The organism is Longimicrobium sp. (assembly GCA_036389135.1).
Lineage (GTDB): Bacteria > Gemmatimonadota > Gemmatimonadetes > Longimicrobiales > Longimicrobiaceae > Longimicrobium.
The window spans coordinates 38,107-60,453 of the sequence record DASVQP010000030.1 but is presented as its reverse complement, the minus strand read 5'-3'; the positions used below and the strand labels follow the sequence as shown (position 1 = coordinate 60,453).

At 70.5% G+C, this 22,347-nt stretch carries 20 protein-coding genes and 1 riboswitch; of the genes, 9 read left to right on the top strand and 11 right to left on the bottom strand.

Annotated features, from left to right (window positions below; all coding sequences use genetic code 11):
* Nucleotides 1-14: 14 nt before the first annotated feature.
* The 3 genes from VF584_07580 to bioD all read right to left on the bottom strand — a co-directional run bounded on the left by VF584_07580 (nucleotide 15) and on the right by bioD (nucleotide 2,309).
* Nucleotides 15-866 (bottom strand): nucleotidyl transferase AbiEii/AbiGii toxin family protein, encoded by an 852-nt coding sequence (locus VF584_07580; GenBank protein ID HEX8210032.1) that lies wholly within the window; start codon nucleotides 864-866, stop codon nucleotides 15-17.
* Nucleotides 863-1,426 (bottom strand): type IV toxin-antitoxin system AbiEi family antitoxin domain-containing protein, encoded by a 564-nt coding sequence (locus VF584_07575; GenBank protein HEX8210031.1) that lies wholly within the window; start codon nucleotides 1,424-1,426, stop codon nucleotides 863-865. The genes VF584_07580 and VF584_07575 overlap by 4 nt, the downstream gene beginning before the upstream one ends.
* Nucleotides 1,427-1,604: 178 nt before the next feature.
* A complete protein-coding gene (bioD, locus tag VF584_07570; protein HEX8210030.1) occupies nucleotides 1,605-2,309 on the bottom strand; it encodes a dethiobiotin synthase in 705 nt (234 codons plus the stop codon).
* A 205-nt stretch (nucleotides 2,310-2,514) separates the two neighbouring features.
* Here bioD and VF584_07565 point away from each other — a divergent pair, with 205 nt between their 5' ends.
* The 3 genes from VF584_07565 (at nucleotide 2,515) to VF584_07555 (ending at nucleotide 5,476) form a co-directional block, all read left to right on the top strand.
* Entirely contained in the window at nucleotides 2,515-3,252 is a 738-nt protein-coding gene (locus VF584_07565; GenBank protein HEX8210029.1) for a Bax inhibitor-1/YccA family protein, read from the top strand.
* A gap of 178 nt (nucleotides 3,253-3,430) precedes the next feature.
* Nucleotides 3,431-4,231, top strand: coding sequence for a ferritin-like domain-containing protein (locus tag VF584_07560; GenBank protein HEX8210028.1), 801 nt, complete (start codon nucleotides 3,431-3,433; stop codon nucleotides 4,229-4,231).
* A gap of 54 nt (nucleotides 4,232-4,285) precedes the next feature.
* On the top strand, nucleotides 4,286-5,476 hold the full coding sequence (locus VF584_07555; protein HEX8210027.1) for an FAD-binding oxidoreductase: 1,191 nt from the start codon (nucleotides 4,286-4,288) through the stop codon (nucleotides 5,474-5,476).
* A gap of 88 nt (nucleotides 5,477-5,564) precedes the next feature.
* Here VF584_07555 and VF584_07550 read toward each other — a convergent pair whose 3' ends face one another.
* The 5 genes from VF584_07550 to VF584_07530 form a co-directional block, all read right to left on the bottom strand.
* The gene (locus tag VF584_07550) at nucleotides 5,565-6,017 is read right to left on the bottom strand and encodes a nuclear transport factor 2 family protein (GenBank protein HEX8210026.1); all 453 of its coding nucleotides are present in this window, start codon (nucleotides 6,015-6,017) and stop codon (nucleotides 5,565-5,567) included.
* Between the two features lie 30 nt (nucleotides 6,018-6,047).
* Nucleotides 6,048-6,821 carry a hypothetical protein gene (locus tag VF584_07545; protein ID HEX8210025.1) on the bottom strand — a complete coding sequence of 258 codons (774 nt, stop codon included), beginning with the start codon at nucleotides 6,819-6,821 and terminating at the stop codon, nucleotides 6,048-6,050.
* Complete coding sequence (locus tag VF584_07540; GenBank protein HEX8210024.1) at nucleotides 6,818-7,606, bottom strand: hypothetical protein; 789 nt, start codon at nucleotides 7,604-7,606, stop codon at nucleotides 6,818-6,820. The genes VF584_07545 and VF584_07540 overlap by 4 nt, the downstream gene beginning before the upstream one ends.
* 64 nt (nucleotides 7,607-7,670) lie before the next feature.
* Nucleotides 7,671-7,997 (bottom strand): helix-turn-helix transcriptional regulator, encoded by a 327-nt coding sequence (locus tag VF584_07535; protein HEX8210023.1) that lies wholly within the window; start codon nucleotides 7,995-7,997, stop codon nucleotides 7,671-7,673.
* A 159-nt stretch (nucleotides 7,998-8,156) separates the two neighbouring features.
* Nucleotides 8,157-10,799, bottom strand: a complete 2,643-nt coding sequence (locus tag VF584_07530) for an ADOP family duplicated permease (protein HEX8210022.1) — start codon at nucleotides 10,797-10,799, stop codon at nucleotides 8,157-8,159.
* Nucleotides 10,800-11,128: 329 nt separating this feature from the next.
* On the opposite strand from VF584_07530, the gene VF584_07525 reads away from it, so the two are divergent.
* Together VF584_07525 and VF584_07520 are read left to right on the top strand one after the other, a co-directional pair.
* Nucleotides 11,129-11,785 (top strand): DUF4433 domain-containing protein, encoded by a 657-nt coding sequence (locus VF584_07525; protein ID HEX8210021.1) that lies wholly within the window; start codon nucleotides 11,129-11,131, stop codon nucleotides 11,783-11,785.
* 15 nt (nucleotides 11,786-11,800) lie between these two features.
* The gene (locus VF584_07520) at nucleotides 11,801-12,892 is read left to right on the top strand and encodes a macro domain-containing protein (protein HEX8210020.1); all 1,092 of its coding nucleotides are present in this window, start codon (nucleotides 11,801-11,803) and stop codon (nucleotides 12,890-12,892) included.
* Between the two features lie 27 nt (nucleotides 12,893-12,919).
* Here VF584_07520 and VF584_07515 read toward each other — a convergent pair whose 3' ends face one another.
* Together VF584_07515 and VF584_07510 are read right to left on the bottom strand one after the other, a co-directional pair.
* The gene (locus VF584_07515; GenBank protein HEX8210019.1) at nucleotides 12,920-15,547 is read right to left on the bottom strand and encodes an ABC transporter permease; all 2,628 of its coding nucleotides are present in this window, start codon (nucleotides 15,545-15,547) and stop codon (nucleotides 12,920-12,922) included.
* 24 nt (nucleotides 15,548-15,571) lie between these two features.
* On the bottom strand, nucleotides 15,572-15,907 hold the full coding sequence (locus tag VF584_07510; protein HEX8210018.1) for a PadR family transcriptional regulator: 336 nt from the start codon (nucleotides 15,905-15,907) through the stop codon (nucleotides 15,572-15,574).
* A 488-nt stretch (nucleotides 15,908-16,395) separates the two neighbouring features.
* Nucleotides 16,396-16,487, top strand: a riboswitch (cyclic di-GMP riboswitch).
* 14 nt (nucleotides 16,488-16,501) lie between these two features.
* On the opposite strand from VF584_07510, the gene VF584_07505 reads away from it, so the two are divergent.
* The 3 genes from VF584_07505 (at nucleotide 16,502) to VF584_07495 (ending at nucleotide 18,747) form a co-directional block, all read left to right on the top strand.
* A complete protein-coding gene (locus VF584_07505; protein HEX8210017.1) occupies nucleotides 16,502-17,104 on the top strand; it encodes a M23 family metallopeptidase in 603 nt (200 codons plus the stop codon).
* 77 nt (nucleotides 17,105-17,181) lie between these two features.
* The gene (locus VF584_07500; GenBank protein HEX8210016.1) at nucleotides 17,182-17,688 is read left to right on the top strand and encodes a GNAT family N-acetyltransferase; all 507 of its coding nucleotides are present in this window, start codon (nucleotides 17,182-17,184) and stop codon (nucleotides 17,686-17,688) included.
* A gap of 162 nt (nucleotides 17,689-17,850) precedes the next feature.
* A complete protein-coding gene (locus VF584_07495) occupies nucleotides 17,851-18,747 on the top strand; it encodes a c-type cytochrome (GenBank protein HEX8210015.1) in 897 nt (298 codons plus the stop codon).
* A gap of 113 nt (nucleotides 18,748-18,860) precedes the next feature.
* Here VF584_07495 and VF584_07490 read toward each other — a convergent pair whose 3' ends face one another.
* Nucleotides 18,861-20,375, bottom strand: coding sequence for a M20/M25/M40 family metallo-hydrolase (locus tag VF584_07490; GenBank protein HEX8210014.1), 1,515 nt, complete (start codon nucleotides 20,373-20,375; stop codon nucleotides 18,861-18,863).
* 337 nt (nucleotides 20,376-20,712) lie between these two features.
* Between VF584_07490 and VF584_07485 the strand changes: the two genes are divergently transcribed.
* Nucleotides 20,713-22,203 (top strand): hypothetical protein, encoded by a 1,491-nt coding sequence (locus VF584_07485; GenBank protein HEX8210013.1) that lies wholly within the window; start codon nucleotides 20,713-20,715, stop codon nucleotides 22,201-22,203.
* Nucleotides 22,204-22,347: the final 144 nt, after the last annotated feature.

Sequence of the window (22,347 nt, the reverse complement as noted above, 5' to 3'; positions counted from 1 at the left end):
CGGGGTCACGCTCGCTACTCCGCTGTTGCCGAACTCACCTCTTCCACGAACCTCCGGATCTCCACGACGGCGGCGTCGAAATCGCGAATCGGCAGCTCGTTCTCCGCCGCCATACGCGCGAAGGGTTCTCGCCACTCCGCAGGGGGCACGATCACGGGAGGCCACTCATGGGTCGCGCGGCGCGCGAACACCTCTTCGCACGCTTCTCTCAAGGCCGCGTAGTTCGTTACCAGCGCCCGCATCAGCAGGAGGTCAACAAGATCGCGGAACCGGTCGTTTCTCCTCCCCGCGGGTGCCGGCTTGCTCATCGCATGGAATTTCTGGGCGATGTGGTGCCGGAGAGACAAGCATTCCACTTCCTCGGGTCCCGTGATCCCGAAGTCGTCGAGCAAGGGGAGCCCTGGCAGGAGGTCCACCTCGGTCTCGCCTTCGTTGCGCGCGACGTCCACCTCCAAGGTACCCCACTCGCGACCGTGGAACGAAACCTGGACCTTCACGCGCACAGCACCGTTCTTCATCCGGAGCTCTTCCCCCTTCCGGCGGAAGGTGAAGCCTTCATACGATCTGGCGAGGGAGTCTTCCAGCTCTTCCAGCAGCTCGCCCTGGTGCCGATTCAGGATGACGTCGAGATCCTTCGTTGCCCGAGCCCTGTCGCGAAGGCGCAACTCGAGCGCGACTCCACCCTTTAGGACGAAAGCCGGCGCGTCTCCGCTGTCGCGGGGAGTCTGGCGCAGGGCTCCGGCGATCGCCATGAACGAGATCCCCCGCCTTACACGGGCAACGTCCGCTCCCGTCTCCCGTGCGTAGGCGATGACGTACTTTGTCAGCGTCCTTTCCGACACCGGGGGCCTGACGGGCTTCTTCACGAATCCTCAGTGTTCCGGACTCCCCCCAGCAACTCCCTTTCGAGCGAGTCGGCTCGGCTCGCTCGCAAGAAGCCTGTGCGCCGGCCGTCGCGTATCGCCTGGCGAACCAGCGCCGGACCGAGATGGGCGGCGTGGCAGTCGCGGATGGTGCGCTCAGCGGTGGTAGCGGGAACGCCCTCGTACACGTGCCAGTCCGCGTCGTCCAGGTCGGCGCGATGGAGCACGAGCCACTTCGGCACCTCTCGCCTGACGCGAAAGGACTTCGGGACCGTGGCGTGGACCTGGGCCGGATTCACATCCGAAAGGCCGTAGAGTACCAGTGCGGACTCGTGCGAGATCACGGCGCGGGCGGAGAGCGGCCAGAGGGTCGCCTCGACGTACTGATCGAAGGTGGAGTGCGGAAAGCGGGTCAGGCGGTACAAACCCCAGCTCACCCGTTCCAGTACTCCTCTCTCCGCCATCTTCGCGAGCGTACGAGGGTCGATCTCCGCATCCACGGCCTGGGCAGCGGTGACGTAGCCGTTCTGTTCCTCGGCGATCTCGTAGATCGCGTTGTGCACTATGCCAGGCATGTTGGCGAAAGGTAGACTTTTTGTCGAACTTCTGTCAAAAAAAGGTAGCTGTTCGCGGGATAGGCGTCAATCGCGCCCTGGCAAAAGGTAGACATTCAGTCGAACTTTCGGCACGTACAAAGCGCCCAGACGTGAGGCCGGGCGCTTCCGGTTTTCTGCGTGACTGCTATGGGCGCGGCGTGCGGTCCCCGAGGAGCGCGTCGAGGCCGGCGGTCTGAGCCACGTCCAGCACGTAGGCCTCGTCGTCCGGCTTGCGCAGCCAGGGGAAGGCGAGGACGGGGACCGGGGCCAGGAGCTCGGAGAGGGCCTCCAGGTTGGTGGCTTCGGCGATGCCGGGCGTCTCGGGGCTCAGCGAGTTGAGCACGACGCCGCGCACGCGCAGGCCGGCGTCGTGGGCGGCGCGCACGGTGAGGAGGGTGTGGTTGATGGCGCCCATGCGGTTCCCCGCCACCACCACCACGTCCAGTTCCCACTGCACAAAGAGCCCGTCGAACGCCACGTCGCGCGTCAGGGGGACGAGCAGGCCGCCGGCGCCCTCCACCAGCACGGCGTCACGCCCCTCCGCGAGGCGGGCGAAGGCGGCGTCGAGCAAGCCCAGGTCCACCTCGGTGCCGGCGCGCGCGCTGGCCACCCAGGGCGCAAGCGGTTCGGCGATCAGCACGGGGCGCACGTCCGCGATTGGGTCGCCGCCGCCGGCCGCGGCCTGAAGGCGGCGGGCGTCGCTGGCGGGATCGTCTGGCTTCACGCCGGCTTCCACCGGCTTCATGGCGGCCACGCGCAGCCCGCGGCTGCGCAGGATGCGCAGGAGCACGGTGGCGATCATCGTCTTCCCCACCCCGGTGTCGGTGCCGGTCACACCCAGTCGGATCATGCGCGCTCCAGGAAGCGTTCGGCGAGATGCACGTGCCGCTGAGGTGGTGGCGGTGCGGCAGGGCATCAGGGAAGGTACGGTCCCAGCCCGGCAAGCGGAATGCCCCACGTGCGGATGCGAGACTTGCACCGGCGGCGCGGCGCGAACAATCTTCAGCGGAACTCCGCACGGTTCCCCGTCCCTTCCAATCACGAACGTTGCCCTGATGAGAACCGCGAATCCCGCGCTCAACGAACGCACCTTCTCCCGCGGCCACGTGGCCGCCGGCGAGGGGGTGATGACCATCGAAGGGGCGGTCAACCGCACCATCATCCTGGTGGGGATCCTGCTGGTGGCGGGCGCCTTCGCCTGGGACCGCGCCGCGAACGCCGATCCCATGGCCGGCGGACTGGTGATGATCGGGGCGATCGGCGGCTTCGTGGTGGCGCTGGTCACCATCTTCAAGCCGCGCGCGGCGCCGGTGACCGCGCCGCTCTACGCCGCGCTGGAGGGGCTGGTGCTGGGTGGGGTCTCCGCGTTCCTCAACCAGCAGTTCGCCGGGATCGCCATGCAAGCCGCGGCGCTCACGGCGGGGACGCTCTTCTGCCTGCTCGTTGCCTACCGCAGCGGCCTGATCCGCGCCACCGAGAACTTCAAGCTGGGGGTCACGGCGGCCACGGGCGCGATCGCCATGCTGTACATCGTGAGCCTGGTGATGCGCATGTTCGGCACCGAGATGCCGCTGCTTCACGACAACAGCATGATGGGGATCGGCCTCAGCCTCTTCATCGTGGTGATCGCCGCGCTCAACCTGGTGCTGGACTTCGACTTCATCGAGCAGGGCGCGGAGGCGGGGCTGCCGCGCTACATGGAATGGTACGCAGGCTTCGGCCTGCTGGTGACGCTGGTCTGGCTGTACCTGGAGATCCTGCGGCTGCTGGTGAAGCTGCGGAGCGATGATTGAACGGAAAAGGTTCAGGATGACAGAATGTGGGGGATGACCACGGGTCTCCAACGCGCTTCCGCACTTCCGCACTTGCCCTCCGCTGTTTCGACGCGGAGACCCGCGTCCGCGCCACCGGCCACGGGTTTGCAGTGCCGGGAGTGACCACAGTGGACACCACCCCGATCGAGGAGAGACGATGGCGAAGAACGATGCGGCGCTGATGGCCGCGCTCAATGACCTGCTCCAGCTCGACCACGACGCGGTTGCCTCGTACCAGGTGGCGATCGACGCGGTGTCCACGGAGACGCTCAAGCGCAAGCTCCGCCAGTTCAAGCGCGACCACCAGCGGCACGTCGCCGAGATTGGCGAGCTGGTGACGGCGCGCGGCGGAACGCCGGTGACGGCGCCGCACCTCTCCACCGGGATGCTGAAGCTGGCGGTGCAGGCCCTCGGCGCGGCGGGCGGCGACCGCGCGGTGCTCCTGGCCTTCCGCACCAACGAGTGGGAGAGCGCCAACAAGTACGCCCGCGCCGCCGGCCGCCGCTTTCCGCCCGAGGTGCGCGAGGTGATCCGCCGCGGCGCCGAGGACGAGGCCAAGCACTACAAGTGGGCCGTCGACTCGCTGGAGAAGCTCGGCGCGGGCGACACCACCGTCCTCGGCCGCGTGGAGCAGGTGATGGAGCGGCTCCACGGCGGCGCCGCGCTCGGACTGGAAGCGGTCGAGCGGCTGGTGGCCTCCACGCGGGCGACCGTGGCCGCGCGCAGGGAAGCCGGCGCCAGGAAGGCCCCCCGCAAGCGCTCCGCCTCCGGCGGCGGCACGGGCGCGGCGAAGAAGAGCAGCGGCGCCAGGAAGAGCACGTCCGGCGCGGCCAAGAAGAGCAGTTCGGACAGCGCGAAGAAGAGCTCGTCCGGTGCCAGGAAGAGCACTTCGGGCGCGGCGAAGAAGACGTCTGGTGGCGCGAAGAAGAGCACGCGGAGCTCGGGCTCATCGTCGTGAGCCTCGCCACCCGCGGGGCCGGGGGATGACGCCGGTCCCGCGCGGGAGGTGCGGATGAGTGACGCCGCGGCGGTAGTGGTCGTGGGGGGTGGCGTGATCGGCTCCAGCATCGCGCTGCACCTGCGGGAGCGGCTCGGCGGCGCGCGCGTGGTGGTGGCCGAGCGCGATCCGGCCTACACTCGCGCGTCGTCGCGCCTGGCGACGGGGGGGATACGCCAGCAGTACGGATCGCCGCTCAACGTCGCGCTGGCGCGGCACAGCGTCGGCTTCTACAGGCGCTTCGACGAGCTCACCGCCGCCACGCCACGCCCGACGCGCGCCTGGTTCCGCGAGCGCGGCTACCTCTTTCTGGCCGACGCGGAGGGCGCGCCCGGGATGGAGCGGCGATTCAAGGCGCAGCGCGAGAGTGGCGCAGCGTGCGAGCTGTGGACGCCGGACCGCATCCGCGCCGAGGTGCCGGGGCTGCGGGTGGACGACATCGTGCTCGGCATCTTCGGACCGGAGGACGGCTACCTCGATCCGCGCGAGGTGCTGGCCGGCCTCCGCGCGCTGGCGGAGCACGCCGGCGCCGAGTACGTGCACGGCGAGGTGGTGGAGGTGGAGCGGAGCGGCGGGCGGGTCTCTGGGGTGAGGCTGAAGACGGCCGGGGGCGAGCGGCGCATCGAGGCGCCCGTCGTGGTGAACGCGGCCGGCGCCTGGGCCGCTTCGGTGGGGCGTGCGGCGGGGGTGGAGGTCCCAGTCACCCCGGTCCGGCAGCACCTCTTTCGGCTGGATCTGGAGGAGGGGCTGCCGTCGTCCATCCCCATGATCTTCGACCTGGACGGGACGCACTGGCGGCTGGACGACGCGCGCTCCCCCGGCGCGCCGGACCGCCTGGTGATCGGCCGCTCGCGCCCATCCGAGCCGCCGGGCGAGAACTTTGCCTGCGACGAAGGCCGGCTCGACGATATGCTCCAGACGCTCCGGAGCCGCTACCCGGTAGCGCGGGTGCGGTCGGTGGCGGAGGCGTGGGCCGGGTTGTACGAGATGACGCACGACCACAACGCGCTGCTCGGCGAGCACCCGTCGCTTCCCGGCTTCGTGGTCGCGGCGGGCTTCAGTGGCCACGGCCTCATGCTGGCGCCCGCCGTCGGCCTCGCCGTCGCGGAGCTCATCGCAGGCGACCGCCCCACGTTCGACATCGCGCCGCTGGCGGTGGACCGCTTCGAGCGCGGCGAGCTTTTTCTCGATGGCGCGCTGATCTGAACTGCAACTGCTTGTCTCTGTGTGAAGCGGCGGTTCGAGGTCGGACTCACAGCTACGTAATCGGCAGATTGCTCGCCGCCTGAAGTGCCTAACGGACTTCTGTTCGCGGCGAGCTCTGCCATAGCACGTGCGTGATCATCCAGCGGCCGTTTTCCTTGCCCAGCAGCAGGTAGTCCGTCCCCCACCACGCGGTCACCTTGACGCTCGCAGTCTGGTCCTGCACGTCGTAGATGACAATGTCGCGCGGCGCGTTCGGGGGCGGCCCGCCGCGGCCGGCCCTCACCCCGGCGGCGTAGCGCATGAACCCCTCGTACGGCATGGCGGAAGCCCGATACGCCGCCTCGTTGGGCCCGCGCGCATAACCGTTCTTGCGCACGTTCGGCGACACGCTGCGCACCAGCTTGGTGCTGTCTCCTTCGTAGAAGCCCTCGACGTAGTCCAGCGCCGCCCGGCGCACCTGCTCGCGGTCGGTGGACTGCTGCGCGCGCGCGGGAAGGACCGCCGCAAAGAGGAGGATCAGGACGAGTGCAAAGCGCCGCATGATTCCGTTTTCCAGGTAAAGGGTTGGATGCTACCGTTCGCCGCGCGAGCGGGTCCGCACGAGCTCTTCGACGGCGAGGCGGCGGCCGGCGCGGGCGTTCATCCGCTCCGCGAACGATGCGGTGACGCCGTGGTTGCGCAGCCGGATCAGGAGCTCGGCGGAGAGGCCGCCGTAACCGAGCGTGCGCATCTCCCGCAGGTAGCCCGGGTTCACGCCGCTGTTGCTCAGCCGCATGAGTGCTTCCAGGGTGCCGAGCCGGTAGCCCAGCGCGCCCATCTGACGCAGGTAGAGGAGATCCGCGCCGCTCATCCCCGCGCGGTCCAGCGCGGCGGTGGTGGGGCGGGCGTACCCCTGCGCCGCCAGCTCGTCCAGGTAGGCGAGGGCGACGCCGTGCCGCGCCATCGAGAACTGCTGCGCCGGCGTGGGCCGCTGCATCCCGCGCCGCTCCAGCTCCGCGGCAAAGGCGGGATCGGGGGTGAAGGTGAAGCGGCCCCTGCCGCGTCCTCCCGCGAAGCTCCCCGCGAACTCAAAGGTGCCCGGGTCCTGGCGCAGATGGAATCGTGCCGGCGCGCTGGAGGCGAGTTGCTCCGGCCCGAGCCCCGCAAAATCGGCCAGCGGCACGTAGCGGGTGTTGAGCCCAGGAGTGTGCAACGCGAGGTGCACGCCCCTGACGCCCTCCAGCTCCGGCATGCTCGCCTCGGAATGCGTGGCGGCGCGCATCACCCAGTCGCCCGCCAGGGGCGGCTGGGCAGCGGCGGGAAGGGCGAAGAAGAGGAGCGCGGCGGCGATCGATCGGGGGCTCATGGTACCTGCCTGCGCACACGGTCGCGCAACTGGAGGAGCTCGTAGGGCGAAAGGCGCCGGCCGCCCTGGTTCGCGAGGCGGATGAAGTCCGGGGTGACCCCCGCCCTGCGCAGGTCGACGAGCTGTGCGATGGTGAGCTGCGTGTAGCCCAGGCCGCCGAGCGCTCGCGCGTACGCCATCGGCACGCTGAAGATGCGGCGCGCGACGAGCTGTTCCACCGACAGGTCCGTGTAGCCCAGCCGCCGCAGCTCGCGCACGTCGTTCGGAGCCACGTAGAAGATGCGCAGCGACACGAGCTGCTCTGGCGTGAGTCCGGCGTAGCCCAGGCCGCGGAACTCCCGTGCGTACGCCAGGCTGGCGCCGTGCACCAGCAGATGGAGCTGCTCCTCCGCTGTGGGCCGCACGAAACCCTCCCGCGCCAGCGCGTCCGCGAAGCCCGCGCCGGGCGTATACGCGCACGTCCCTGTTCCGCTCCCCCGGGCGACGACGCCGCTGCACTCAAGCGTGCCGGGATCGCTGGCGAGGCGGAAGCTCACCGGCCCGCCATCCGCGGAGGCCAGCAGCGCCTGATCGAGCCCCTGCAGATCCTCGAGCGGGCGCGAAGAGCCGGTGCTGGTGCGCTTGCCATCCGGCTTGCGATACCGGATGATGATCTGGCGCGTGTCCGTGGCGGCCGGGCGGCCGCCGGGTGCGATCATCCAGGTGACGTCGCTGGGCGCCTGCGCCGTGGCAGGCTCCGCCGCGGCGAGAGCGAGGACCGCCAGCGCGGCCATGTGTCGGGTCATGGATCGATCCTTCAGAATGGTTCGGTGGAGCCGGTGCGGCCCCGCGCTCTGTTTCGTGCTCCGCTCAGCCCGCCCCCGCCAGCAGCCGGCTCAGGTCCACCCCCTGCCAGAGCCGCTCGCGCATGGCGCGCGTCTCGGCCAGGGCCGATGCGCCGCGCATGGTGACCGTGAAGACGCGGCGCGACCCTTCGCCCGGGGTGCGGCCGGAGCCCAGCAACCCCTTCGCCTCCAGCCTGTCGAGCGTGGCGTACACCGCCCCGATCGTCACTTCGCGGTCCGTCACCCGCTCGATCTCGCGGCGCACCGCCATCCCATACGCATCGTCGCGCGTGCGGACGACGGCGAGCATCACGTGCTCCTCAAAGGTCCCAAGCGGCGAGTCTGCGCTCACGATCCGGCTCCAAAAAGAAGGGAAAGTCCTGAGTCCTGAGTGCCAAGTGCTAAGTAAAAACGCACTAACGCACTCACGCACTTCCGTTCAGCACTTAGCACTTGGCACTTAGCACTTAGCACTTAGCACTTGGCACTTAGCACTTAGCACTTCTTTCCATCATTGCTCCCGCAGCACGTGCGCGGGGTCGATCCGGCTCGCGCGGCGCGCGGGGAGAAAGGCCGCCAACAGCCCGGCCCCCAGCAGGATCGCCGTCGCGCCGAGGAGCGAGAGCGGGTCCGCGGTGCCGACGCCGTACAGCAGGCTGCCGAGGAGGCGCGCCATCACCAGGAAGCCGATCAGCCCCAGCACGATGCCGGCGCCCACCAGCGTGCCGCCGCGCCCCACGATGTGCCGCACCACGTGCGCCGGCTGCATCCCCAGCGCGATGCGGATCCCCCAGTCCCGCTTGCGGCGCGTCACCAGGTGCGAGACGACGCCGTACACCCCGATCGTCCCCAGCGCCAGCGCCACCATCCCGAGCAGGGTGAGCAGCGACATCACCTGCCGCGCGGGGCCGATGGCGCGATCGAAGACGTTCGCCATCGTCGTCTGGTCCTGGATGGCGACCTGCGGCAGGGCGCGCTGGATGGCGCGGCGCGCGGGGTCCAGGATGGCGGCCGGATCGCGCCCGTCGCGCATGCGGATGACCACCGTCTGGCCGGGAAGGAGCCAGAGCGCCTGTTCGTACGACATGTAGCGCGCGGGCACCGGCTCCGGCTTGAGATCCGCTTCGGCCGCGTTCCCCACCACGCCCACCACGCGGTCCCAGCGCTCGCTGAAGCCGATCATCTCCCCGATGGGGTCGCGCCCGGGGAAGAACTTGTCGGCCAGCGCCTGGTTGATGACCACCGCGCCCTCGGTTGCGGCGGCGTCCCGGTCCGTCTCCAGCAGCCCGCGCCCGCTGCGGATGGGGATACCCATCGTGCGGAAGTAGTCCGGCGAGACCACGCGGAAGGCGGTGTTGGCGTCCTCCAGCTCCGGTTGCCGCTGGATGGTGAGCCCCCAGTTGTCGCTGGAGCCGCGCAGGGGGAGCCGCTGCGTCGCCGCCGCTGCCTCCACGCCGGGGAGGGCGCGCAGCGCGTCCAGCAGCTCGCGCATCACCTGCGGCCGGCGCGCCGGCTCGGTGGCGGAGGGCATCACCACGTCCAGCACGGCGAGCCCCTCCACCCGAATGCCGGGATCGATGGCGCGCAGGTTCCGCACGCTGCGGATCAGCAGGCCGGCGCCGGCCACCATCAGCAGCACGAGCGCCACCTGCGCCACCACCAGCCCGCTCTCCACGCGCCCGCCCCGCCCGCCGATCCCGCCCGTCCGTGTCCTCGTCAGCCGCGACTGCAGGTCGCTGCGCGCGACCGAGAAGCCGGGCACCATCGCCACCGCCGTCGCCGCCGCCAGCGCGATGCCGATGGCCGCAGCGAGCAGCGCCCAGTCGATGGTGGCGGCCTCGGCCAGCGCGCCGAGCGGGAGGGCGGCCGCCAGGAAATTGAAGCCCGCCAGCGCCATCAGCGCACCCATCACCCCCGCCATCGCCCCGATCACCAGCGACTCCACTACGAGCTGGATCAGCAGCCGCCGCCGGCCCGCGCCCAGCGCGCTGCGCACCGCCAGCTCAGTCCCGCGGCTGTCCACCTGCCCCAGCATCAGCGCCGCCACGTTGACGCTGGCGATGAGGAGGATGACCGCCATCGCCGCGAACGTCGCCAGCACCGCCGGCCGGATGTCGCCGACGAGCCGGTCGCGCAGCGGGGTCAGCGTGGGGTTCGCCCGCTTGTCCCACTCCCCCTCGGGATAGTCGAACTGGGCGTGCATCAGCTTCATGACGCGCGCGAGCTCGGGGCCCATCCGGTCCATCCGCGTGCCGGGGCGCATCCGGCCGATCAGCCCCCAGTTGCCGCTCCCATCCTCCGGATCGAGCTGCTCCGCGAGCCAGACGCGAACGGTGGGATCGGGAAACCAGAAGCCGCGCGGCATCACCCCCACGACGGTACGCTTGACCCCGCCCAGCTCGATCTGCTCGCCGACGATGGACGGGTTCGCGCCCAGCTCCCGCCAGAGCGAATGGCTGAGCACCGCCACCGGCTCAGCCGTGTTGCGGTCGTCGCCCGGCCGGAAGCCCGGCCCGACCGATGGCCTGACGCCCAGCACCTGGAAGAGCTCCGCCGTCCCGGCGACCCCCTTCACCAGCTGAGCGGGCGCGTCGCCGAGCTGCATCGGCACGTCGCGCGCGCGGAAGGCGGCGAGGTGCTGGAAGCCCTGGATGGTGGGGCGCAGCTGGAGGAACTCGGCCTCGGACCAGCCGCCCTCGGCCCAGAACACCGCTACCTCCTGCTCCGCCTTCACGGGGAGCGGCTCCAGCAGCAGCCGCTTGGCGATGCCGTACACCGCCGCCGTGCCCGCCACGCCCAGCGCGAGCGTGAGCACCGTGAGCGCCGTGTAGGTGGGGCGCTTCCGCAGGCGGCGCAGCGAGAACTTCACGTCTTGACCCCAGTCCTGGAACATGGCTCCCCTCGGTTGATCCCAGTTCGCCCGCGGCTCGAACCCGTTCCAGCCGCGCCACCATCCCCGCCCCGCCAGCTCCGGCGCGGAGGCCAGCACCTGCCGCCACACCCACCGCCCCGCCGCCCGCCGCCCCTGCGACTGCACGCGCTCCCGGTGCTCCGCCGCCAGGTCGCCCAGCACCTCCTGCCGCTCCGCGTACGGCAGCAGCAGGCGCAGCAGCGCGGCGGGAACGCGCGGGAGATCGGAATCGATACGGGGCATCGGAGGGTTTCTACAATGTAGAAAATGGGAGTGCGCGGCGTCCACAACTCGTATGATACCTGGAACGCGCAAAAGGTTTATACGGCCGCTTCCGCAGTATGGCCGCGGCTTCGCGCTCAGGTCAAGAACTGCATGGCCTCACACAGAGACACAGAGGGTACGGAGAGAACCGAGAAGAGGTTTCTCCGCGGCTTGTAGTTCCCCTCTGCGCCCTCTGTGTGATGCCTTCGCACCGCCCTTGCGTCACGTCGGGCGAGCGGCTCATCTTCGCGCCGGCACGTGATCGGCGGGCGTGCGCGCGGGGGCTCACATCCAGGGGGACGCGGGAGGTGACTGGATCGAGCGAGGTGCCCAAACCGACCCGGTTGTACCGCATCGTGCATGTGGACAACCTTCCGACGCTGATCCAGCGCGGTGCGCTGCACGCTCCCAACTCCACGCCCGCGGACGGCCTGCCGTACCGTACGATCCACAACACCGCGGTGCAGTCGAACCGAAGCGTGCGGCGAGTGCCGTGTGGCCCCGGCGGGACGATCCACGACTACGTGCCGTTCTACTTTGGTCCGCTCTCGGTGATGCAGCTCAACCTGCACACGAGCCGGGTTGCGGGGTACGAACAGGGACAGGCTCCGCTGGTGTATCTGGTCACCACGGTCGAGCGAGTGTTGGAGGCGCGGCGCCCCTGGGTGTTTGCCGACGGGCATGGGTTGGCCGCGATGACCAGCTGGTACGATGACCTGGCGAAGCTCAGCGAAGTGGACTGGAGCCTGGTGGGCGAGCGGTACTGGAGGGACACGCCAGACGACAATGACCGCATGCGGCGGAAGCAGGCCGAGTTCCTGGTATGGGAGCACCTGCCGTGGAGTGCGATCCGCGGTATCGCGGTGTTGAATGGGAGGGTGAAGGGGCAGGTCGAGGAGACGCTCGGCAACTACCCGGGTGCGCATGCGCCGCGGGTGCTGACCAAGCGGAACTGGTACTACTGACGAGGAGCCGGCGACGTGATTCGGACTGCGCATGGGAACTTGCTGGAGGCTCCGGTCGAAGCCCTGGTCAACACGGTGAACTGTGTCGGCGTCATGGGTAAGGGGATCGCGCTCCAGTTCAAGCAGGCGTTCCCCGCCAACTACAAGGCGTACGAGGCTGCGTGCAACGCGAACATGGTCGCGCCGGGACGCATGCTGGTACACGACCATGGGATGCTCATCCATCCCCGCTACGTCATCAACTTCCCCACGAAGCGGCACTGGCGGGGCGACTCGCGCATGGAGGACATCGAGACCGGGCTCACCGCGCTGGTGGAGGAGGTCCGGGAGCGCGGCATCCGGAGCATCGCGGTGCCGCCGCTCGGGTGCGGGCTCGGCGGGCTCGACTGGGCAGAGGTGAGGCCGAAGATCGAGGCCGCCTTCACCGCTCTTCCGGACGTCGAGGTGCTCCTGTACGAACCGTCCGGCGCGCCTGCCGCGAAGGCGATGCCGGTGCGTACCGAAAAGCCGAAGATGACCGCCTCCAGGGCGCTCTTCATCAAGCTGATGGAGAGCTACGAGGCGCTGGACTACAGCAGGACGCTGCTCGAGGTGCAGAAGCTAGCGTACTTTCTGCAGGCCGCCGGCGAGCCGCTTCGGCTGAAGTACGAGCCGGGCATATACGGACCCTACGCCCACAACCTGAACAAGGTGCTCGAGGCGATGGAGGGCCACTACGTCCGCGGCTATGGCGACAGCCAGCGCCCGGATGCCGAGATCGAGCTCCTCCCCGACGCGGTGGAAGCCGCGGAGGCATACCTTGACGTTGATTCCGATTCGCGGCGCCGCCTGGAGCGCGTGGTGGCGCTGATCGAGGGGTTCGAGACGCCGTACGGAATGGAGCTGCTGGCCACCGTGCATTGGGCCGGGGTGCACGGCGGCCGCGAAGGCGGAGCACCAGCCAGGGACGCTGCGCAGGCGGTGGCGATCGTCCACGCCTGGAATCCGCGGAAGCAGCGGATCTTAAAGCCGCGTCACGTCGCCACCGCGTGGGATCGCCTGACAAGTCTGGGTTGGCTGGATACCCCGTCAAATATCAAGAGGGCCCAGAGCACAACTCTGCTCTGAACGCCCGATCCGCCTTGGTCCCGCTGATCAGTCCGCGCGCAGCGCCTGCATGGGATCGACGCGGACGGCGCGGCGGGCGGGGAGATAGCTGGCCAGGAGCGCAACCACCGCCAGGGTGACCGCCACGCCGGTGAAGGTGAGCGGGTCGAGGGGGCTGACGCCGATCAGGAAGCTCCGCAGGAAGCGCGTGATCCCCGCCGCCATCAGGAGGCCGGTCGCGGCGCCGCCCGCCGCCAGCAGCGCGCCGCGGCCCACCACCAGCCGCATCACGTCGCGAGCGGACGCGCCCAGCGCCAGCCGGATGCCGAACTCGCGCGTGCGCTGCGCCACCTGGTACGCCAGCACGCCGTACACCCCGATCCCCGCCAGCGCCAGCCCCAGCACCCCGAGCACCCCCACCAGGATCGCCGCCACCCGCTGCGGAAGGAGGGTGAGGCCCACCATCGCGGCGAGCGCCGTCTGGTTCTCCACCGCGACGTCGGGATCGAGCGCGCGCACCTCGCGGCGGATCATCTCGTGCAGCCCCGCGCCATCGCCGCGCACGTGCAGCATCATCCGCGGCGAGTACGACTGCGCAAAGGGGAAGAAGGCGAACGCGCGCGGCTCCTCGCTCACCGAGACGTACTTGCCGTCGCGCGCCACACCCACCACCTCCCACTCCTCGCTGCCCCTGCGCAGCCGCTTCCCCAGCGGGTTCTCGCCGGGCCAGAGCCGCTCCGCGAGACGCTGGTTCACCACCACCACGCGCGGCGAGCCGGGCCGGTCCGCATCCGTGAACGCGCGCCCCGTAGCCAGCGGAATGCGCAGGGTGGGGAAGTAGCCCGCGTCCACCACCGCCATCGAGACGTTCACGCGCCGGGGCTCCGCGGCGCCGGGGATGACCGCCTCCACGTCCTCGCCGCGGCTGGAGCCGGCGAGGAGCGCCAGGTCGGTGAGCCCCGCGCCCGCCACGCCGGGAAGGGCGCGCACGCGCTCGGTGAGCTGCCGGTAGAAGTCACCGCCGCGCGCCTCGTCGTAGCCGTGCGGGCCCAGGTCGGTGGTCGAGACCAGCACGCCCTCGGGCCGGAAGCCGGGGTCGACGGCCAGCCCGTGCCGCAGCGTGCGCGCGAACAGCCCGGCAATCACCATCAGCAGCACCGCCATCGCGAGCTGCGCCGCCACGAACAGGCTTCGCCCGCGCACGCGCCCCGTCACCAGGTGCGAGGCCCCCTCCTTCAGCCCGGGAAGAGGCTCGGGGCGGGTGGCCTGCAGCGCCGGCACCAGCCCGAACCCGATCCCCGTCGCCGCCGCGATGGCCAGCGAGAACGCGAGCACGCGCAGGTCGGGCGTGACCTCGAAGACGATGCGCTCCGCCACCGGAAAATCGATGCGCCCGAACGCGCGCGTCACGGCGAAGGCCAGCAGCATCCCGCCCACGCCGCCCGCCAGAAAGAGCACCAGGCTCTCCGTCACCAGCTGCCGAACCAGCCTTCCGCGCCCGGCACCGATCGCCAGCCGCACCGCCACCTCGCGCCGGCGGGCCACGGCGCGCGCCAGCAGCATCCCCGCGATGTTGGCGCTGGCGATGAGGAGCACCAGCGCGCCCGTCGCCAGCAGCATCCCCAGGAAGCCGGCGAGCGGACGCCGCGCGTTGCCGGGGAGCCCCGTCATCTGCTCCAGGGCAGCGCCGGACACCTTCGTATGTGGCTCCTCGGGCGGGATGGACTTCGCCATCGCCTGCACGCGCGCCGCCGCGGCCCCCGGCTCCACCCCGGCCGCCAGCCGACCAAAGGGCACCACCCAGTCCTCCAGCGAGCCGGCGCGCGCGGCGGCGCGGTACGCCTCGAACGGCACCCACACCTCGGTCACCATCCCGGTGATGGTGCCGTCGAAGCCGCGCGGCGCCACCCCCGCGATGGTGAAGGGCGTCCCGTTCAGCACCACCACCCCGCCAATCACCGCGGGATCGCTGGCGAACCGCTCCCGCCAGAAGCGGTGGCTCAACACCGCCACCGGCTCGCTGTCCGCCGTGAAGAGGCGCCCCGCCGCCGGCCGCAGCCCCAGCACCTGGAAGTAGTTCGCCGACGCGACCATGGCCCCCGCCGGCACCGCGCCGCTCCCGGTGCGCACCGACAGGTTCAGGTACCGGTGGGCCGCCAGCCCGCTGAAGAGCGCGGGGGTCGCCGCCCGGTAGGCCAGGTAGCGCTCGTACGGCATGGAGGTCCCCTCCGCGCCGCTGTGCACCCGCCCCACCCGCTCCTCCTGCACGGTGAAGAGCCGCCCGGGCTCGTGCACGGGGAGCGGCTTCAGCAGAAGGGCGTTGACGACGCTGAACAGCGCCGTCGTAGCCCCCACGCCCAGCGATACCGTGAGCACCGCGACGAGCGTGAACCCCGGGCTGCGCGCCAGCGTCCTCACGGCGTAGCCCGCGTCCCGCCCCGCATCGCGCAGCCACGACAGCCCGCGCCCGTCGCGCATCCCCTCGCGGTGCCTCTCCACCCCGCCGAACGCGACCATCGCCCGCCGCCGTGCCTCGCGCGGGCTCATCCCGGCGCGCACGTTCTTCTCCGTCTCCATCTCGATGTGGAAGCGGAACTCCTCGTCCATCCGCGCCTCGCTGCCGCCGGGGCGTGCCAGTGACCGCAGGCGCGCGGCCGCTCCTTTCATCCAGCTCATGGCTTCACCGTGGGTGCGGAGTGTTCAGGAGGTGCGGAGGACGACTTCGACCGCGGCGGCGAAGCGGCGCCAGCTCTCGGTCTCGTCGCCGAGCGCGCCGCGGCCGGCGGGGGTGAGCGAGTAGAAGCGGGCGCGCCGGTTGTTCTCGGTGCTCCCCCACTCGCTTTCGATCAGCCCGCTGTGCTCCAGCCGCTGAAGCGCCGGATACAGCGACCCCTGGTTGACCTCCAGCTCGCCCCCGGTCACCTGCTGGATGCGCTGCCCGATTCCCCACCCGTGCATCGTCCGCAGGGCGAGCGTCTTGAGCACGAGGAGGTCGATCGTGCCGCGCAGTACGTCTGACTGTGAGGTAGGTGCCATGGCGTGCCGGTGTGGATGCTTTCTTCTAGACGGCTAGAGGAAGAGATGCGGTATTCTCTTCTAGATGTCAAGAGGAACGTCGGGGCGGGTGGCACGCGGCGGCGCGGGGGATGGCACGGGCAGCCACGTGGGGCGGCCCCTACCGGTTCGGTGCGGAGGGCGCGGATCGAGGTGGGGGCAGGAGCGGGCAGACACGCAGGTCTGCCCCTACCGGTTCTGGGCGTGAGGCGATGGTCGAGAGAGGGCGGAGGGTGGGCGCGATGAATCGCGCCCCTACGCCCCCAAATCCAACCCCCGCAACAGCTTCCAACAAGACTCTGGCGGACCTCTCCGGAGCGGCCTACCTTGCTTGCGTTCCAGCGACAACTCGGTCCACATTCGCGCCCCGCCGCACCTCCGGCGTGTAGGCGCGCGTTTCCCCCCGCCGCCAGACGCGCGGCGGAGCGCAGGCCCCGCAGTTCCCTCACGCCCGGAATGCATCCGGGAACTCCACGAAACGGCAAACCCGGCGAAAGCCGGTGACGCAAAGCTACGAGGCTACCGCGGGCTCCCCGCCCGCCACGCCAGTCGAGCCGCCGATCGAGACACCCCACCATGTACCCAACCCACACACACCGCCTCCGCCTCCGGTGGCACCCGCTCGCCGTCATCGCCGCGATGCTGCTCGCGCTCCCCGCGGCGGCGCAGGGCACCCACACGTTCGCGTCCTCGATCGGGGACCCGGCGGACGAGCTGCGCGCCCGCCGCCTGCTGATTCCCGTGGAGGGAGTCACTGCGGCGCAGCTGCGCGACACGTACAACTCCGCGCGCTCGGGCGGCCGCGTGCACGACGCCATCGACATCCACGCCCCCCGCGGCACCCCCGTGCGCGCGACCGCCGATGGCACCATCCGCAAGCTGCACTCGAGCGACAGGGGCGGCCATTCGCTCTACCAGATGGACGACGACGGCCGCACGCGCTACTACTACGCCCACCTCGACCAGTACGCGGACGGGATGACCGAGGGACGACGCGTGCGCCGTGGCGAGGTGATCGGCTACGTGGGCGATACGGGGAACGCGCAGCCTGGCGACTATCACCTGCACTTCTCCATCGCCATCCTGCACCACCCGTCCCGCTGGTGGGAGGGGACGAACGTCAATCCGTACGACGTGCTCGCGCGCGATCCGTCGCGCCTGGCCCACCGCGGCCAGTGAGCTGATCTGAAGCCCCGGCCGCTCGGCCGGGGCTTCCTGGTTTGACAACCACGCGGCGCGACCCGGATCGTACATCCATGAGCGACTCCATCGATCCCCAGCCCTTCACCCTCCGCCCGCACCGTCCCGGCGACATGGGATGGGTGGTGCACCGCCACGGCGTGCTCTATTGGCAGGAGTACGGGTGGGACGAGCGCTTCGAGGCGCTGATCGCGGAGATCGTCGCCCGCTTCGTCCGTGAGCTCGATCCGGCGCGCGAGCGCTGCTGGATGGCCGAGCGCGAGGGCGAGATCGTGGGCTCCGTCTTCCTGGTGCGCGACCCGGAGCGCGAAGGAGTCGCCCGGCTGCGCCTCCTCCTGGTGGAGCCCTCCGCGCGGGGGCTAGGGATCGGCCAGCGCCTGGTGCGGGAGTGCACCCTCTTTGCGCGTGAGGCCGGATACCACACCCTTTCCCTCTGGACCAACCACGTGCTGGTGGGCGCCCGCCGCATCTACGAAGCGGAAGGGTACCGGCTGGTGCACCAGGAGCCGCACGAGAGCTTCGGCAAGCCGCTCATCGCGCAGACGTGGGAGCTCGCGCTGTAATCCCGCCGTAGTAAGCCCTTGCGCCCCCCTGAGATTTTCCTTGACCCGGCTCGTGGCCGCGACTACCCTGTGCGCGCCGGCAGCCGCACCCCACGCGCGGCACGCACTCCCCCCGCCGGCCTCCGCAGCACCCTTCCCGCGGCACCCCTCTGGAGGACTCCAATGAAGAAGTGGATCCGGCGTTTGGGCATCGGCATCGGCGGGCTGCTGGTGGTGGTGCTGCTGCTGGTGGCGGTGGCGTATGGGGTGAGCCGGCGGAAGCTGAACCGGGAGTGGGAGGTGCCCGCCACCGCGCTGAACGTCACGCGCGACCCGGCGCAGATCGCGCGCGGCAGGCACCTGGCGACCGCCGTCTCCAAGTGCGCCGAGTGCCACGGAGCCGACCTGGGCGGCAAGATGTTCATCGACGGAATGCCGATGGGCGTGCTGATCGCCAGCAACCTGACCGCGGGGAAGGGTGGCGTGCTTTCGCGCTACAGCGACGCCCAGCTCGATGCCGCCATCCGCCACGGCGTGCGGCCGGACAAGCGCGGGCTGCTCATCATGCCCGCCGAGGAGTTCCAGCACCTGAGCGACGAGGACGCCGCCGCCATCATCGCGTACATCCGCTCGGTGCCGCCGGTCGACCGGCAGCTCGCCGAATCCAGGGTGGGTCCGCTGGGGCACGTCCTCTTCGCGACCGGCCAGCTTCCCCTGATGCCGGCCGAGATCATCGACCACCGGCCCCGCGCCCGCCGCGCGCCCCCCGCCGGCGTCACGCGCGAGTACGGCCAGTACCTGGTGAGCGTCGGCGGCTGCACGGGGTGCCACGGCGCCAACCTGGGCGGCTCCTCTGGCCACGGCCCCGCGGCGCCCAACGTCACCCCCGCCGGCGTGGTCGCGTCGTGGCGCGAGGCGGATTGGATCCGCGCGATGCGCACCGGCAAGCGCCCGGACGGGTCGGCCATCAAGGACCCGATGCCCTGGAAGGCCGTCGGCATGATGAGCGACGACGAGCTGCGCGCCATGTGGATGTACCTGAGCACCATGCCCCGCGTGGAGCCGCCCGCCGCGAGCTGATCTCCGAACACGCCTCGCACGGAGAAACGGAGGAAACCACGAGAGGAGGAGCGTCTCGCGGTTTCCTCCGTTTCCTTTCCGTGCCCCTCCGCGGCTCTGCGTGAAACAGCAGTCTATCGCGTGCCTTCCATAACCGCCGCAAAGGTGCGGATGGATTCCCACAGGTTGCCCAGGCGCAGGTTCTCGTTCTCGGCGTGCTGGTTGTTGTCCGGGTTGACGGTGGGGAGGAGGATCACCTGCGTCCCCAGCACCTCCGGGAACCACGCCGCCGGGATGCTGCCGCCCATCGTGGGGATCAACACCGGCGGCTGCGCGGATCCGGCGCGGACGGCCTCCACCACGCGTCGCGCCACGGGGTGGCCGAACGGGGTGCGGATGCCGGCGTAACCGCCCTCGCGCGCCACCACGCGGGCGATGCGGGGGTGCGCGGCGCGGGTGGCGGAGTCGGGGTCCTCGCTCACCACGTGGAAGCCCTGCGCGCGGACGTGCGCCATCAGCCGCTCCACCTGCCGCGCCGGCGCCACGGCCGGCACCAGGCGCATGTCCAGCTCCGCCACCGCGCGGTCGGGGACGAGCGTGCGCGCCTGCGCGCCAACGTACAGCGACGACAGGCCGCGCACGTTCAGCGACGGCTCCGCGATGCTCTCCAGCCGCCGCACGCCGCGCCCGCCCTCCGGCACCGCGAACCCGAACGCGGCCGGCTCGTCGTCGGGGAGCGCCGCGATGGCCGCGCGCTCCTCTGGCGACAGCGGCAGGACGTCGTCGTACCAGCCGCGGATGGCGACCCGCCCCGAGTCGTTCTTCATGGAAGCCAGGAGGCGCGCCAGCTCCATGGCCGGGTTGGGCGCCCAGTTGCCGTAGTGGCCGCTGTGCAGGGGGCGGTTCGGCCCGTACACGGTGATCTGCGCCGACGTGATTCCCCGCGCGCCGAATACCAGCGTGGGGCGGCCCGAGGGGTCCTGCGGCCCGTCCGCCATCACCACCAGGTCGCTGCGCAGAAGCGCGCCGTGCTCGCGTACGATGCGCTCGAGCTGCGGCGAGCCGGCCTCCTCGTCGCCCTCGAAGAGGAACTTCAGGTTCACGCGCGGCGCCCGTCCGGAGGCGCGCAGGGCATCGAGCGCGGCCATCATCGCCACGATCGGCCCCTTGTCGTCGGACGACGAGCGGGCGTAGAGGCGCCACTCCGGGTCGAACGGCCCGCGCGCGGGGATGGGGATGATGTGCCCGCCGCGCTCCAGCGCCCGGTCGCGCAGCACGGGCTGCCACGGGCCGTGCCCCACCCAGCGGGCGGTGTCCACCGGCTGGCCGTCGTAGTGCGCGTAGATGAGGAGCGTGGTGCGCGCGCCGGGCGCCGGAAGCTCGCCGAAGACCATCGGCGGCCCGCCCCCCTCCAGCAGCCGCGTCCTGATCCCGCGCCGCCCCATCATCTCCAACAGCGCCGTGGCGTTGCGGCGGATGTTGGCGCTGTCGCTCGCGACGTTCGGTATGGCGAGAAAGCGAACCAGCTCGCCGATCACCTGCGGCTGGTGCGCATCGACGTACGCCCGCACCGGGTCCGGCCGTTGCCCCGCGAGCGCCGCGGGTAGCAGGACGGTCAGGAGCGCGGGCCAGGGTGTGCGGCGTTTCATCGGGGTGCCGGTGGATGTGGAGGATGGCATGGGTGCCGGCGTATGGTAGCGGGGTGAAGTGTGGCACGACAGGTGGCCGGCCAAACGCAGGGGCATTGCACGTAGTTGCCGTCCTTTACAGATTGACATTGCTGGTGTACGTCCAGCACTGCCAGGAGCGGAATCCGTTTTCTCGCTCCACCCGCCGCAGTAGCCGTCGCATCTCATCGGCAGCGCCGTGAGCCGGTCCTTTCGGCTCACCCTCGTTCGCACGCAAGCCACTCGGGTCGCTGTCCGCCCACGGGACCTCCACCGCGGGCCGCAGGTCCCCCACACCCAATCCCACCTGGAGGCTGTCATGTTCCGTCGTACCCGTACCGGAGCCCTCGCACTCGCCGCGTGCCTGCTGGGCGCACAGGCGTGCTCCGACGCGCCCCTCGATCCCGCCGCGGCACGCCCGGCGCCCGCCGCCGCCCGCACCGCCGACCAGCCCGACACCGCGGAGCCGCTGGTTCGCGCCTTCGCCCGGGCGCTCGCCGATCCCGCGGTGCGCCGGCGGGTTCTGGAGGATCTGCGCGACAGCCCGTTCCGCGATCACCGCCTCCCCCTGCAGAGCTATCTGCGCGGCGCCAGCGGCCAGATCGTGCTCGGGGCCGGCGCCCGCGCGACCGGGCAGTCGCAGGCCGAACTGATGGAGTTGCTCCGCGCGCTTCCGCCCATGGAGATCGTCGTGCCGGTTGAGCTTCACCGGCTTCGCTGGAGCGGGAGCGCGGACGTGATGGTCGCGGGCTCCGCGCTTCCCCGCCGCGAGATCGGGCTTCGAGGCATTCTCCACGGCTACACCACCGACGGGCGGGCGGTGAGCCTTCCCGCAACCGCCCGGCTGAAGGAGCCGCTCATCGCCATCTGGCCCACCGAGTACGATTTCGGCCCCGAGCCTGAAGCCGCGCGGCAGCGGGCGCCGCGCAGGGACCGCAACTCCATCAGCATCATGTCCGACGAGTTCTCCGACTGCGATCCCAGAACGGCCAAGCGCGAATGCGACACTGAAGGGGGCAGCGGCGGCCCGTTGCCGGGCGGGATCACGCTTCCGAGCGGCTTCACGTACCAGTGCATGGTCGCGGGGTACTCCCCCGGCGACAACGACGGCGACGGAGTGCTCGACAGTTGCGAGCACGAGATCGCGTACGCCTTTCGTCCCTACCTGACGCTCGCGTACAACGACTTCGACACGCGCCGCGAGGAGTACTGGGCCGGCAAAAAGGGCGACAACGCGTACGCGGTCCAGATCTTCTACGCTCTTTCGTACTACAACGACGGGGGCGATCCCGAGACGATGGGCTCCTACTCGCACCAGGGCGACTCGGAGTGGATCGTCCTCCAGGTGGACTACCACGGCGGCAAGTGGCGCGTGGACCGTGCCAAGCTCTCCGCCCACTGGGGCGCGTGGACCAACTCCACCGAGACAGTCAGCTACGACGACCTGCAGTACCCGGATGGCGTCTACCGTGGGCGTCTGCGCTCATGGGCCGCGCGGAACAAACACGCCAACTACAAGAGCCTGAGCGCCTGCGACTCGGGTGCGTGGTGGGCTGACAACTGCGACACGAACTGGTCCAGCACCACCAATCCGTATTACGCGGTGGAGATCCTCGCCGACGCGAACCTCGGGAACTCCTGGTACAACGATCAGGCCGGCTTCAAGAACTGCGTCCTGAGCCGCGAAGGGCAGCCGTGGGGCCGCTGGGAGTGCTACTGGCTCCCGAACTACAACTTCTTCGGCTGGCAGGATCCCAGCTCGGGCGGCGCGGGTGTGTACTACGACGCGCTCACGGCCCACGGCTTCTGACGGAGCATGTTTTTGGGAGCCCCGCCGGAGCATCGGCGGGGCTCTGCTTTGCGCGCTTCCCTTTTGAACAATCTGTGTGAGATAAGATTTGTGTCGTCCGCGGTCCGGCACCATCTTGGATGGAGCGCTCACCCCCGCGGCGGC